The organism is Pseudomonas sp. 2,4-D, assembly GCF_030418155.1.
Lineage (GTDB): Bacteria > Pseudomonadota > Gammaproteobacteria > Pseudomonadales > Pseudomonadaceae > Aquipseudomonas > Aquipseudomonas alloputida.
The window spans coordinates 1-13,228 of the sequence record NZ_JAUHUI010000008.1; the positions used below are offsets into that span (position 1 = coordinate 1).

At 57.2% G+C, this 13,228-nt stretch carries 14 protein-coding genes, 2 tRNA genes and 1 pseudogene; 5 read left to right on the forward strand and 12 right to left on the reverse strand.

Going from position 1 to position 13,228, the window contains the following annotated elements; translation table 11 throughout:
- Positions 1-76 (forward strand) — tRNA-Lys (locus tag QYE47_RS08250).
- A gap of 191 nt (positions 77-267) precedes the next feature.
- On the opposite strand, the gene QYE47_RS08255 is transcribed toward QYE47_RS08250, so the two are convergent.
- From QYE47_RS08255 to QYE47_RS08270, 4 genes are all read right to left on the reverse strand, one after another.
- Positions 268-1,563, reverse strand: a complete 1,296-nt coding sequence (locus QYE47_RS08255; protein ID WP_003247549.1) for an NAD(P)/FAD-dependent oxidoreductase — start codon at positions 1,561-1,563, stop codon at positions 268-270.
- An 84-nt stretch (positions 1,564-1,647) separates the two neighbouring features.
- Positions 1,648-1,821: a DUF3094 domain-containing protein gene (locus tag QYE47_RS08260; protein WP_008091951.1), complete on the reverse strand. Its 174-nt coding sequence runs from the start codon at positions 1,819-1,821 to the stop codon at positions 1,648-1,650.
- 132 nt (positions 1,822-1,953) lie between these two features.
- Positions 1,954-2,583, reverse strand: coding sequence for a DUF1780 domain-containing protein (locus QYE47_RS08265; RefSeq protein WP_003247546.1), 630 nt, complete (start codon positions 2,581-2,583; stop codon positions 1,954-1,956).
- A gap of 55 nt (positions 2,584-2,638) precedes the next feature.
- Positions 2,639-3,070, reverse strand: coding sequence for a hypothetical protein (locus QYE47_RS08270; RefSeq protein WP_070383410.1), 432 nt, complete (start codon positions 3,068-3,070; stop codon positions 2,639-2,641).
- Between the two features lie 86 nt (positions 3,071-3,156).
- On the opposite strand from QYE47_RS08270, the gene QYE47_RS08275 reads away from it, so the two are divergent.
- A complete protein-coding gene (locus tag QYE47_RS08275) occupies positions 3,157-3,864 on the forward strand; it encodes an energy-coupling factor ABC transporter permease (protein WP_019437917.1) in 708 nt (235 codons plus the stop codon).
- Positions 3,865-4,057: 193 nt separating this feature from the next.
- On the opposite strand, the gene yacG is transcribed toward QYE47_RS08275, so the two are convergent.
- Genes yacG through QYE47_RS08295 form a run of 4 tightly spaced genes read right to left on the reverse strand, consistent with a single transcriptional unit; the run spans position 4,058 to position 6,955 of the window.
- Positions 4,058-4,258: a DNA gyrase inhibitor YacG gene (gene yacG / locus QYE47_RS08280; protein WP_014589600.1), complete on the reverse strand. Its 201-nt coding sequence runs from the start codon at positions 4,256-4,258 to the stop codon at positions 4,058-4,060.
- Entirely contained in the window at positions 4,255-4,878 is a 624-nt protein-coding gene (gene coaE / locus QYE47_RS08285) for a dephospho-CoA kinase (RefSeq protein WP_070383411.1), read from the reverse strand. The genes yacG and coaE overlap by 4 nt, the downstream gene beginning before the upstream one ends.
- Positions 4,878-5,744 carry an A24 family peptidase gene (locus tag QYE47_RS08290; protein ID WP_070383412.1) on the reverse strand — a complete coding sequence of 289 codons (867 nt, stop codon included), beginning with the start codon at positions 5,742-5,744 and terminating at the stop codon, positions 4,878-4,880. Before QYE47_RS08290 ends, coaE begins: the two co-directional genes overlap by 1 nt.
- A gap of 2 nt (positions 5,745-5,746) precedes the next feature.
- Complete coding sequence (locus tag QYE47_RS08295) at positions 5,747-6,955, reverse strand: type II secretion system F family protein (protein WP_019437920.1); 1,209 nt, start codon at positions 6,953-6,955, stop codon at positions 5,747-5,749.
- Between the two features lie 216 nt (positions 6,956-7,171).
- Here QYE47_RS08295 and QYE47_RS08300 point away from each other — a divergent pair, with 216 nt between their 5' ends.
- The 3 genes from QYE47_RS08300 to QYE47_RS08310 all read left to right on the forward strand — a co-directional run bounded on the left by QYE47_RS08300 (position 7,172) and on the right by QYE47_RS08310 (position 9,133).
- Positions 7,172-7,582, forward strand: a complete 411-nt coding sequence (locus QYE47_RS08300) for a pilin (protein ID WP_070383413.1) — start codon at positions 7,172-7,174, stop codon at positions 7,580-7,582.
- A gap of 71 nt (positions 7,583-7,653) precedes the next feature.
- A tRNA-Thr gene (locus QYE47_RS08305) sits at positions 7,654-7,729 on the forward strand.
- A gap of 249 nt (positions 7,730-7,978) precedes the next feature.
- Positions 7,979-9,133, forward strand: coding sequence for a Fic family protein (locus QYE47_RS08310; RefSeq protein ID WP_070383414.1), 1,155 nt, complete (start codon positions 7,979-7,981; stop codon positions 9,131-9,133).
- Positions 9,134-10,140: 1,007 nt separating this feature from the next.
- Here the strand turns inward: QYE47_RS08310 and QYE47_RS08315 are convergent.
- The 4 genes and pseudogenes from QYE47_RS08315 to QYE47_RS08330 form a co-directional block, all read right to left on the reverse strand.
- Positions 10,141-10,917: a hypothetical protein gene (locus QYE47_RS08315; protein WP_241791719.1), complete on the reverse strand. Its 777-nt coding sequence runs from the start codon at positions 10,915-10,917 to the stop codon at positions 10,141-10,143.
- 50 nt (positions 10,918-10,967) lie between these two features.
- Complete coding sequence (locus QYE47_RS08320; protein ID WP_070383416.1) at positions 10,968-11,177, reverse strand: hypothetical protein; 210 nt, start codon at positions 11,175-11,177, stop codon at positions 10,968-10,970.
- 81 nt (positions 11,178-11,258) lie between these two features.
- Positions 11,259-12,659: an RNA-binding domain-containing protein gene (locus tag QYE47_RS08325; protein WP_237141838.1), complete on the reverse strand. Its 1,401-nt coding sequence runs from the start codon at positions 12,657-12,659 to the stop codon at positions 11,259-11,261.
- Positions 12,660-12,983: 324 nt separating this feature from the next.
- Positions 12,984-13,178: pseudogene (locus tag QYE47_RS08330) on the reverse strand (integrase); the annotation flags it as partial.
- Positions 13,179-13,228 lie beyond the last annotated feature (50 nt).

Consider the following 13,228-nt stretch of genomic DNA (forward strand, 5'->3'; position numbering starts at 1 on the left):
GGGTCGTTAGCTCAGTTGGTAGAGCAGTTGGCTTTTAACCAATTGGTCGTAGGTTCGAATCCTACACGACCCACCATGAACAAAGGGCATCTCGCATGAGATGCCCTTTTTCTTTTGCCCCGAAAAATGCGCTATCGGTGCAAATCCGACCTGTATCCCTTTGCCACACCGCCCCTTTGTAGGAGCGGGTTCACCCGCGAATGCGGCAGTGCAGGCACCATCGCATTCAAAGGTAAACCCGCGCCATGCAGGGCATGCGGGCGCCTGTTAGTGCAACTTCAGGCGCGGCTCGGTACCCCGGCCAATCTTGCTGCCCAGCATCATCAACGCCGTGCGGAAGAACCCGTACAGCGCCATCTGGTGCATGCGGTACAGCGACACGTAGAACATCCGCGCCAGCCAGCCTTCCAGCTTCACGCTGCCCATCAGGTTACCCATCAGGTTGCCCACCGCCGAGAAGCGCGACAGCGACACCAGCGAGCCATAGTCCTTGTACTCGTAAGTCGGCAGGGCCTTGTTCTCCAGGCGCGCCTTCAGGCTTTGCGCCAGCATCGATGCCTGCTGGTGCGCCGCCTGTGCGCGCGGCGGCACGTTACGGTCGCTGCCAGGTTGCGGGCAGGCGGCGCAGTCACCGAAGGCGAAGATGTTGTCGTCGCGGGTGGTTTGCAGGGTAGGGCGCACGACCAGCTGGTTGATGCGGTTGGTTTCCAGGCCATCGATGTCCTTGAGGAAACCTGGCGCGCGGATACCGGCTGCCCACACCTTCAGGCTGGCCTGGATCACTTCACCGTCCTTGGTTTTCAGGCCGTCCTCGGTCACTTCACTGACTGCGGCGTTGGTCATCACCTTCACACCGAGTTTTTCCAGGGTTTTGTGAACCGGTACGCTGATGCGCTCCGGCAGCGCCGGCAGAACGCGCGGGCCCGCCTCGATAAGGGTGATGTGCATGTCCTTGGGCTGGATGCGGTCCAGGCCATAGGCCGCCAGCTCGTGGGCAGCGTGGTGCAGCTCGGCCGCCAGCTCTACACCGGTGGCACCGGCGCCGACAATGGCTACGCTGATTTTCTCGCTGGCCACGTCGCCGGCGTGGGCACGCAGGTAGTGGTTCAGCAGTTGCTGGTGGAAACGCTCGGCCTGCTTGCGGGTATCCAGGAACAGGCAGTGCTGCGCTGCGCCCAGGGTGCCGAAGTCGTTGGTGTTGGAGCCCACGGCGATCACCAAGGTGTCGTAGCCCAGGGTGCGCGCAGGCAGCAGCTCGCGGCCCTCTTCGTCGAGGGTGGCAGCCAGTTGAATCTGTTTGCCTTCACGGTCCAGACCGCTCATGCGCCCCAGCTGGAAATTGAAGTGGTTCCACTTCGCCTGAGCCACGTAGTTCAGCTCGTCTTCCGAGGAGTTCAGCGAGCCGGCGGCCACTTCGTGCAACAGTGGCTTCCAGATGTGCGTGAGGTTGGTGTCGACCAGGGTGATTTCGGCCTGCTTGCGCTTGCCCAGGCTTTTACCCAGGCGGGTCGCCAGTTCCAGGCCGCCGGCGCCGCCGCCGACAATCACGATGCGATGAGTCATGGGAATATCTCATAAGGTTTACGGAATGCGTGGCCCTGGGGGCCGGCCGCAAACTGCACGAGGGGAGGGCGAGCGCGAAGCAGCTCATAGCACCAGTCCACTCAGCAGGCGGCTGATGAGACCCAACCCGATGGTCACGGCCAGCACCAGCACAAGGAGCAGCCACGGCCGGAAGGGCCTGCGCTCGACTTGGTGCTGGGGGGCTCGCAGATACTCATCGACACGACGCTGATCTTCCGGGTTCAGGCGGCTGGTCATGGTGGGCCTCGTCAGGTAGACGTTTGTGACTGCGCAAACGCTACAGCGTTCGCGCAGGCGCTTGAAACAAATGATAATGCTTTCTATCCCTGGCGCCGAGTGTACGCCATCGCAAACAGTCGCTGCACTGGATCAAAGACTGATGCCTACGTCGAAGACGATGCTGCGGCCCAGGTTGCCGCGCAGGAAATCCGGCGCATCGGGGTGGGCAAACAGTACCCGGGCAAAGGTTGGCCCAACCAGCGACAACGAACGCCAGCCCTGGCGCAGGTATTCGGTAGGCGGCGGGAAGTGGGTGTTGAGGTCGAGCACTTCGCGCTTGAGGCTGGAGAACGCGATGATGTCCAGCTCGTTCAGCTCCAACCCGCGTTCCCGGTAATTGTGCGCCTTCTTGCGCAAGGTGGGCGCCAGGCGCCCCAGCAGTTCGGTGGCACTGATGCGCCGCGGGCGTGCTTCGCGGCGTACCAGCTGCGCCAGGGAAAACGCACTGCGCCGCCGCTGCAGCTCCTCGCGCCATTCATCGTTCAGCCGGCGGCCCTCGTCGAGCACGAAAAACACCTCGAAGGCGGCGTCGCGGAACAGCACGTCTGGTGGCTCCTGCCCCGCCGGGGTGAAGTCCTCGCTGCGGTAGGGAATGTTCAGCCCCTGCAACAGGCGCTGGCACACCCAACGCTCCCGCTCCCACTTACGGGCGTTGGAGAGAAAGGCATTGGCTTGTTCGGCCTGGATGGTAAGCAGGCGCAGGTAGTCTGAGTCATCCATGCAGACAAGCTTAGCCGCTAATCGATGACGGTAAGATGCTGTTTAAGCGTGAGAATCAGCCCAGCACTGGCCACTGCTGCACCAGCCCGACCAGATGTACCACGCCAAAGCCCAGGCAGATCAGCGAACTGACCACGATAAAGCGCTGCGAACGCCCGGTGCCCGCCAGCAATACTGGCCCCAGCAGACCGCGTAGCAAGTACACCAGGGTGATCAGGCAAATGACTGGCAGCAGCAAGGGCAGCCGCCCGATCGCCCCGGCAGCCGACAGCGCATAGGCCGACCAGGCCAGCAACACGCAGGCGATGGCAGCGGTGATCAGCGCCGGGTAGCAGCGGCCCTTCTCGGCGGCCACCGCCATGCGCTCACCGGCCACGAACAAACGGTACCAACGCGGCCCCACGGCGATGATGGCCAGGTGAATTACACCGATGGTGGCGTTGAGTGCCGCTGCCAGTAGCAGGGCGGGGTTGGTTCCTTCCAGCATGACCAATGCTTCCTGCATCGAATGGAAGCGTCAGCCTACCGCAGCCGAAGGAATGGGAGAATGGGTGTAGACTCGGTTTTATCCACATGGCCGCAAAGGGTATTGTTCAGGTGATCAGCGCGCAGGTGTTATCCGGCACCACCCTTACCCTTGGCTGGCTGGGTTATGTGCCGTTGCTGATCTGGGCGGTCAGCCGGGTTCGCTGGGTGGAACTGTTTACCGACCGGCGCCGCCAGCATTTGCTGTTTGGCACGGTGTTCTGCCTGTTTGCGCTGTGGCTGGTGCGGCGCGACTTTGATACCGGAGTGTCGTACCACTTTATTGGCATGACGGCGGTCACCCTGTTGCTGGACTGGCCGCTGGCGGTGCTGGGTGGGTTCATGGCCCAGCTTGGCTTGCTGGCGCTTGGGCGACAAGACCTGGCGGCGTTGGGGGTGAACGGCTTGTTGCTGATTGGTTTGCCGGTGCTGATTACCGAGGTGTGCGCGATAGTGGTCGAGCGCGCCCAGCCGCGAAACCTGTTCGTTTATATCTTCTGTTCGGGGTTCTTCCCGGCAGCGCTCACCGTGCTGGTTTGCGTACCGGCGGCGCTAGGGTTGTTGTGGCTCGACGGGCGGTTTGCCCTGCCGGAATGGCTCAGCGACTTTGTGGGCTACCTGTGGCTGATGATGTTCCCCGAGGCGTTCATCAACGGCATGGTGATCAGTGCGCTGGTGGTGTTTTGCCCCGAGTGGCTGGAAACCTTCAACCGCACACGGTACCTGCAGGCGCCCTGGAAGGAAGATGAGCGGTGAATGTGTGGTGGCTGTGCCGGCCTCTTCGGGGGTAATGCACAGCACTCAGAGGTTGCACTCTCACTGTGGGAGCGGGCATGCCCGCGAACACGGGCGAAGCCCGTGCCATCCACTGCGGCGCCTGCTTCGCGGGCTTGCCCGCTCCCACAGGTACCGCGCGGGTTGTGGGCCCGCGTTGTATTTGTGGATCAGCTCAATGCCGCGGCTCCAGGTCCCCCGAATACAGCTCATCTTCGGACTCTTCCGACCCCGGAATCTTGTGTTCCTCAGCCGCCCAGGCGCCCAGGTCGATCAGCTTGCAACGGTCCGAACAAAACGGTCGGAACGCGTTTTTTTCGCTCCATTCCACAGGCGCGCCGCAAGTCGGGCAATCGACGGTCAATGGCTGGCTCATGGCTGGCCTCCTTTCAAAGTCAGGTAAAAGTGGTGCAGGCGGTCAATCTGCTCATGCAGCGCGGCCAGGCCGCCGTCGTTGACCACCACATCATCGGCATGGCGCAGGCGATCCTCACGGGCCAGTTGGGCCTGAAGAATCGCCTGCACCTGCTCGGCGCTGGTGTTGTCCCGCGCCAGGGTACGCGCTATTTGCAGGTCCTGCGGCGCATCGATCACCAGCAGGCGCTGGGTCTTGTGGTACTGCCCCGATTCGATCAGCAGCGGTGACACATACACCGCATATGGCGACTGCGCCTTGGCCAGATAGCTGAAAATCTCCTGACCGATCAGCGGGTGCAGCAGTTGCTCCAGCCATTTGCGTTGCGCCGGGTCGGCGAATATCAGCTGGCGCAGGGCGGCGCGATCGAGCTGGCCGTCGCCCTGCAGCACGCCCGGGCCGAAGCGCTCGACGATGCTGGCCAGGGCCGGGCGGCCAGGTTCGACAACCCAGCGCGCGGCCTGGTCGGCATCGACCAGGTGCACGCCAAGCTCGACAAAGCGCTCGGCAGCGGCACTTTTGCCGCTACCAATGCCGCCGGTCAGGCCGAGAATCCAGGGGGTAAAGGCCGCAGTGGTCATCAGTATCCAAGCAGTTGCATGTATGAGGCGTATATTTCATCACCCCAGAGCACGGCAATCCACCCCGCAATTGCCAGATAAGGGCCAAACGGGATTGCCGTGCCCAAGGCATGCCGGCGAAAACGCAGCAGGCACAGGCCAACAAGCGCCCCCACCGCCGACGACAACAGCAGCGTCAACGGCAGCACCTGCCAACCACCCCATGCCCCGATCAGCGCCATCAGCTTGAAATCGCCATAGCCCATGCCTTCCTTGCCGGTGACCAGCCTGAACACCCAGTACACCGTCCACAGGCTGAGGTACCCGGCCACTGCGCCCCACAGTGCGTCGGCCAGGGGCACATGGATGCCAAAGGCATTGACGATCAGCCCTAGCCACATGGTCGGCAGCACCAGCACATCCGGCAGCAGCTGGTGGTCCGCATCGATCAGGCTCAGCGCCAGCAGGCACCAGGTCAGCGGCAGAGCCAGCAACGCCTCTACCGAAGCGCCGAAGCGCCAGGCCACTACCAGCGACAGCAGCGCGCTGGCCACTTCCACTACCGGGTAACGCAGGCTGATGCGGTTTTTGCAGGACGAACAGCGCCCGCCCAAGGCCAGGTAACTGATGACCGGAATGTTCTCCCACGCACGAATCCGGTGCGCGCAGTGTGGGCAGCGGGAGGCGGGCAGGCACAGGTCGAAACGCGCGTGCTGCGTGGTCGGCAGCCCCAATACCTCTTGCGCCTCACGCTGCCATTGCCGCTCCAGCATGATCGGCAGGCGGTACACCAGCACGTTGATAAAGCTGCCCACCAGCAGGCCGAGCACCGTGGCAAGGGTGAGGAAATACGCTGGCTGTTCAACCAGCAAAGCCCATAAAGTCATGTTCAGATCAAACTACCCAACTGGAAGATCGGCAGGTACATCGCCACCACCAGGCCACCCACCAGCAAGCCCAGGATCAGCACGATGGCCGGCTCCAGCAGGCTGGTCAACTGGTCCAGCGCCTGGCTGACCTGTTCCTCGTAATGGCTGGCGGCTTTTTCCAGCATCTGGTCCAGCGTGCCGCTGGATTCACCGATGGCCGTCAACTGCACCAGCAAGGGGGGAAACAACGGTTCACCGGCCATCGCCTGGTTCAGCCCTTGCCCATTGGCCATGCCTTGGCGCAGCCGCAACACCGCCTGCTCGTGCAGGTCGCCACCCGTTACCCGCGCCACCGTCCCCAGCGCATCCAGCAACGGCACCCCGGCGCCGTAGGACGTTGCCAGGCTGCGCGCAAACCGCGCCAGCGCGGCCTGCCCCAGCAACTTGCCAAACACGGGCAAGCCCAGCACCCGCCAAGATATCCACAGGCGCGCTGGCGCGTGCTGCCGGTAAAGCTGGCGCACGGCAACACCCAGCACCAAGCCCATCACCAGCAGCAGCGGCGCAAACCGGCTCAGCCCTGTGGACAAGTTGATCACCCATTGGGTAAATGCCGGCAACGCCGCGCCCATGCCCGAGAACATGCTCTCGAATTTAGGAATCACCTCCAGCAACAAGATCGCCGACACCCCCAGCCCGGTCAGCAACAGCAGCAGCGGGTAGATCATCGCCTTGCGCACCTTCTTGTGCAGCACCCGACGCTGTTCCAGCATGCCGGCCAGCTGCTCCAGCTGCCGGTCGAGCGTACCGGACTGCTCGCCCACCCGTACCAGGTTGCAATACAGCGCATCGAACCATGCCGGGTGACGCTGCAACGCATCCGCCAGCCCCAGGCCCGAGGCCACATCCTGTTTCAATCTTTCCAGCAACGCCGCCTGCGCCGCATCGCAACCACTGCGGCCCATCACCTCGAACGCTTGCAGCAGCGGCACGCCGGCCTTGAGCAACGTCGCCAACTGCCGGCTGAACCCCGCCGGGTCTGCCTTTTCGCGCCGCTTTGGCAAGCTGAACGCCAGCCCGCTGGCCGGCCGCAAACTCGCCACCGTGATGCCCTGGCGAATCAGCCCGGCGCGCACATAAGCCGGGCTGCGCCCGGGTGTTTGGCCGCTGACCGGCGCGCCATTGGCGTCGGTGCCGTGCCAGCGGTAGAGAAGTGAAGATGAAGTCATGCAAAGGTCCTTGTTCAGCCCCGGCGACAAGCCTGGAAACAGCTTGCCGCGTCCATGCAAGGGCACGCGTCCGTGATGCTCACTAGAGTAGTTCAGCGAAGATGACGCCCGTGCGGGCAGGGGTGACAAAAGGTGTCTGTTCAGGCCTACTGCGCCGCTGCCGGTTGGGGCGCAACTGACCTCAATGTGTAAGCGAATCAAAAAGGAACTACGTTCATGAAAGGGCAACGCGGTATCACCCTGATCGAACTGATGATCGTCGTCGCGATCATCGGCATTCTGGCGACCATCGCCTTACCGATGTACACCAACCACCAGGCACGCTCCAAGGCCGCGGCCGGGTTGCTGGAGATCAGCGCGCTGAAGACGGCGATGGATCTGCGGCTGAATGATGGAAAGGATGTAGTGGATGTAGCCGCCCTGGGTGGCCAGCCGGCGACGGCGCATTGTGCGATCACGGCGAGCGGCAAGGCTGTAGATGGCAGCGGCAGCATTGTCTGCACCCTGGTGGATGCGCCGGCCAACGCGCTGGGCAAGGCCCTGACCCTGACGCGTTCGGCCAGCGGCTGGGCGTGCACGACCGACATCGAGGAAGACCTGGCGCCCAAAGGGTGCAAGGGGGCTTGAGGGCAGGGCAATAAACCAGCGGAAACAGGGGTTTGCGTTACGGGTGTGAGCAGTGGTACGTTGCGCTACACGCCGGTGTAGCTCAGTCGGTAGAGCAGCGCACTCGTAACGCGAAGGTCGCAGGTTCGATTCCTGTCTCCGGCACCAGAATCAGTTGGCCTATGGCGATTTCTCGCTACCTGGCACCAATAGAAGCCCGCCTTGTGCGGGCTTTTTTGTTCCCGCTTTTTCCCAAGGATCTGCGTGTTTCTGACTTTGTGGTTCGCAGTTTTCCACTTAAGGTTGCACGTATTTTTAGATAATGGTTAGCTGTCGATCAGGTTTTGGCCAGCGTTTACGGGGTGAGAACCGAATTTTTTCTAGATAATGATTTTCCCGTTTAGAGATAATTTTGAGATGCCCCAGTTTTCTCACCACGACCTGCAGCTACTGAACCCGTCCTTCGACTCGCCGCTGGTTGACGTTCTGGCCGAGCTCGAATTTCTGCGCAGGCTGAGGCTGGAAGGGGACACTCCACCTCAGGTGTTCTTTCAGTTGAAGGCGCTGTTCCACACGCTGGAGAGCTTGGGCTCTGCTCGAATCGAGGGCAACCACACCACACTGGCCGACTACATCGACAGCAAGGTCGAAGGGAAGGCCGAGAGCACCGATCAGTTACTGGAAATTGCCAACATCGAAAAGGCGATGGATTACATCGAAGAGGTGATCAAGCCTGGTGCAGACCTGACAGAGCATACGATTCGAGAATTGCACGCCATGACCGTACTGGGGTTACGGCGTGAAGGCGATAAAACGCCAGGCGCCTACCGGGAAGGGGCGGTCAGGATCGCACAGGCGGAGCATCTGCCTCCAGAAGGTGTGCTGGTGCCGCAGTACATGCAGGAGTTGGTCAGCTTCATCAATCGCGACGATTCCCCTAAATACGCGCTGATGAAGGTCGCCCTGGCGCACCACCGTTTCGGTTGGATTCATCCATTCGGCAATGGCAATGGACGGGTGGTAAGGCTGCTGACCTACGCGCTGTTGATGAAGTACGGCTTCAACGTGAACACGGGTGGTCGGGTGCTCAACCCCACAGCGGTATTCTGCAATGACCGGGACAAGTACTACACCATGCTGGGGCTTGCCGATACTGGCACCACAGCAGGGCTGGAGGCATGGTGTACCTATGTGCTGCAAGGCATCCGCGACGAATTGGAGAAGGTGGACAAGCTCACCGACTATGGCTACCTCACGAAGTGCATTCTGTTGCCGGCGGTGAGTTTTGCACGCAGTCGAGAGTGGATTACCGAGACCGAGGAACAGATTCTGGTCAGCGTCATAAAGATGAAGGTCGTGAAATCGAGTGACATTGCTCAGGCACTCCCCGCGCTCACGGCTAACCAACGGACTTATCAGATCAAGAACCTGGTAGAGCAAGGCATGCTTCTGCCAATCAACCCAGGTTCGAGGCAATACACCATTGGCTTTTCCAGCAATTATCTGGTGCGTGGGGTCATCAAGGCACTGAGGGAGCAGGGGTTCATTCCAGAGCCACTCGAAAGGCCTTGAATAATTGCAAGATCGGCACTAATTCAGCTTGAATTCGTCTCCTTTCGTGAACATTAAAGCGCGAATGTAAGCACGATGCTCGAATATTCCACGCCCTGTGTGGGAGCGGCCTTGTGTCGCGAAAGGGCCGCAAGGCGGCCACGGCAATTCTTGCGCCACCGCTGAACTGTGCCCTGCAACACAGTTCCCTTTCCCTACGAAATCCTTTCAATATACTTCGGAGCAGCTTTTCAAAGCATGCGCAGCCGGGCAGTCGAACAGGTATCGCTACCCGGAACATTACCCCGTACCTGTGTGAGCCAACTGGCTTGCTCAACTTCTAAAAGCTAGCGCGATCCCTGTGGGAGCGGGCAAGCCCGCGAAGGGCTGTAAAGCAGCCCCAATCAAGCCGGAAAACGTTAACTGACTGGCATTAGGGCTTGCCCGCGAACACGAGTGAAGCCCGTGCCATGCACCGAGATACTGACCCGCCGTACGCACGTATAAAAAACAGTGCCAATGCAACTTTCGTCAGCGACCCAGTGGTACGACCCCTGAAAGCCCCCGGCAATGATTTTTGGTGTACTGCCCAAGCCGGTAGCTCGCACGTTCACTACCCATGTGATGGACGCCTATTCCAGTACACAGCTTTCGTGCGCCAGACGTTCTCTCTTTACTTCGCGGTCCTGCAGCAACCTATCCGCGTGGGCGAATCTTGCGCCAACCTGTGCCCGTCTCTTTCTCCTGGAAAGAGACGGGCGCTTCTAGCATTGCTGCAGCCCTCATCACACTTGGCCTTGCGGCAATTCCCCTCGTGACAATCGGCGTGACAAACGCCGATGTCACCAGCAACAGCGCTGTAGATGATGGTGCCGCAGACCAGGGAATGGACTGCACCTGACTGACAGTCAGGCATGCCCCGGTCATCGCCTGGGCCCGATGCCGTCTTTGAAAAAGATCGGTTAACGGCCAGCAGAGGAAACTCCAGAGTGTCCATGGAGCTAGGGTCAATTCGCGCGTTCCTGCTTTTAGCTTTCTTCTTTCTGAATAAAGTCCAAATCTTCGTCGTAGAAGCGGCGAAGGTCTACCCATACCTCTATAAGAAGCAATGCCGAGCCGCTTGCAATGAATGTCGACATAGTCATCAGAAATGGAGTGGCGTTCCCACCAAACCATAACATGGCGGCAAGCAGTACTAGTACAGATACTCCGACGAGCGCCACTCCTTTGGCTAAAGTATCTATAAAAAGTCGAGAAATAATTTGGCGGATTGAAATTAACCCAATCCTATTTAATAGAGTTTCTACGTAGCTGAAATATGTCAATGTTGTTTCAGTAAACAAGCGTCGCTCTGCGTCTTCGGAGTTGTACCCATCTGCCACTACTTTTAGATAAGAGTCAAAAAGTTCATCTCGGTTTGTGATTGGCAGGTCGTTAGGTTCAAATCGATCAAGCTCAAATGCAAGATCTAAGCATATGGAGCGTTCATCCGAATCAGGCTGATCAACTAGCCATCGCTGACTTTCCAGAAGCCGCACCTTCATTAGGTCATAAGCGACAAGCCGTTCGCCTTTCAATTGCTGCGTGACAAAAAGAATCCAAGATATTGAAAGCGAGCAAAACAGGGCAACCAGAGTTGCGATGGTGCCGAGGGCTGTGATAAATGTTGACCGATCAAGCGAAGATATAGTTGACCCTGTCCAAGCTGAGTAGCTAACTGCCAGCCAGGTCATCCCGCTCAATAGGAAGCAAATTAAGAGCTGAACCCAGATTCGACTCATTTTGATAATTAAGCGAATTAACAAAGTCATAATTCCTTATATTTTGAGTCTTGACGATTCAGCTGATAATTAGTTTAGTCGGTAAAGCCGTGGTAGAAACCAACAGAAACGACGGCATCAACGAAGCGTTTGGCAGTTGCTCGATCCATGATGACTAGCTTACCATCTACCGCAATATAAATGCTATCTTCTCTATAAAAAGAAGATCGGCCGATTTCCAACTCCATAGTGGTCTTTTCACCCTGATCCTTCACGATTTCTTCAAAATAAACTGTTGTTGCCAAAGTTATCTCCTTAATTTACGCGAGGCTGTCAATGACAGTCGTTCCAAGTAATTACTGTTAAATTTTGATTGGGTCGATTTACTAAGCTTTTTCCCATAGTGCGTTAATGCCGGTGGAAGTGTCTTTTCTTTTAATTAGCCCTTGCGTCCGCAGTTTTGTGAGTATTCCAGTTGCCTGTTCAGATTTCTCAAGCCCAAGCAAGTCTCTTACTTGCATATTGTTTATCGTTCCAAATCGGTCGATGAAAGTCTGCACAACCTCATCCGGTGCTAAGCTTGGGGTATGATACAGAGACACCACAACATAATTTTCATGCTCTGAGATCACGGGCAACTTAAGCCCGCGCTCTGCCATTTTCTCAAAGGCGGTATTCATCCCCTCTCCCATATCCTGATTCGGTGCGTTGCGATATTTTGCGAGTAAACGAACTAATTTAGAGTTTCTTGAGAATCTGTTTTCAAGGATATTATCCTTGGTAACAAAGCCAGGAAATCGCCCAGGACTTTTAAATTGTATCCTGTTGTTAAATACACTGACCAAGACATTGTCTGAGATTAAGTAATCGCGATGGATTACTGCATTCACTAGGATTTCCCAAATAGTCTCTTTCGGGTAGGAAATCGGCCGATATCCCTCCAACGTCCAAGCAGAATTTTCCGAGAGAGTTTCGGTAATTTTCTCATAAGCTTTGTTGATTAGATCGTAAAGAGAGCCTTCAATTACCTGGTTGGATACAAGAGTGTCTCTGGTTTCTTCTTCTTTCGTATCGTATTTTGCTAAGCGTATCGAGCAGTGCCGCGGTAGGGACTGGGCAGGGCACTCTGAAAAAAGCAGTACAGCCGATACTTTTGGGATAAATGTCTCGCGGTCGATTAGGTTTTCTTGAAGCAAAAAATCAAGCGGATCTTTATTCTTTATGGGTAATTGGGCTAAGTAGCCACCCAAGGCTTCGCCATACACTATCTCGTCGGTATCAGCGTCCGGGGCATTAAGATCCTCTGCGGACTGATGCCCTTTAGCATGCGAAAGCTCCATAATTTGTGTAGGAGATTTCAGTCTCTGGCTGCTAGCACCCCGCCGGATAAAAACTTCCTCTCCGGCTGTATAATGTACAGTCAGTCCTTTATTTACAGTTATCTTCAGTACATATGTGGCAGACATTGATGGCCGCTTAAGGAACTCGTGGCGAAAATCAATAGCAGGCCGGACCTCCGACAAGGCTTGCAGCGCTCCGTTGAAATCTTCTATCCTATCCCGGCCGACCCAACGTTTGATAGGGTCTTCCTCGTCGCCGTCGTCCTTAATGCCAATTAGGAATTCGCCTCCATCTGCGTTTGCGAATGCCACAGCGATTTTTTGAATTTTATCGCCTTTTACGCCAAATGCCTTTCTGTCAAAAAAATCGTCTTCTGGCGCAGAGCAGTAATAAAGGACCTCTTCTTCATTGAGTTCCAAGACGCGGGGGTTGATTCGGACACTCACTTCGACGCTCCATTCTTATGATCTCGCACGAAATGCTAGCATCTTGCCATCCTAAAGACACCTGTAAATTTATTCAGTATTCAAGCGCTGGATTCTAGTTAGCCCACCTCAATTTGGTAAGTTCCGATTTGCCACTTATATTAATTGAGTGGCGACTCAAAGGGGATAGATTTATTTTTCGTGACGCTTGTTGATATAACATAGACTTAGGGCCTGTCCCGCGTCAAGAGATGTAAAGAGGCGATACTCAATCGTTCTCGTGAAGGTTGTGACGTTCACTCGAACCTACGGTAAAAATAAATCTGTCCCTTTTTCGGTCTATAGTCAGACTTCTATTTGCACCGTCATTTCTAGGGCATGATCGACCTTGATTCCCAGGTATCTGACGGCGTTTTCAAGCTTCGTGTGCCCAAGCTGAAACTGGACTGCTCTTAAATTCTTCGTCTACCGATAGATCAACGATGCCTTGGTTTTCTGTAGTGCGTGAGTGCCGTGCATGCTTGGGTCTAGACCAATGGCGGTCATCAAGCTTTTCGGGGCGATTCGGAAAGGTGGTATCTGCATGCGCA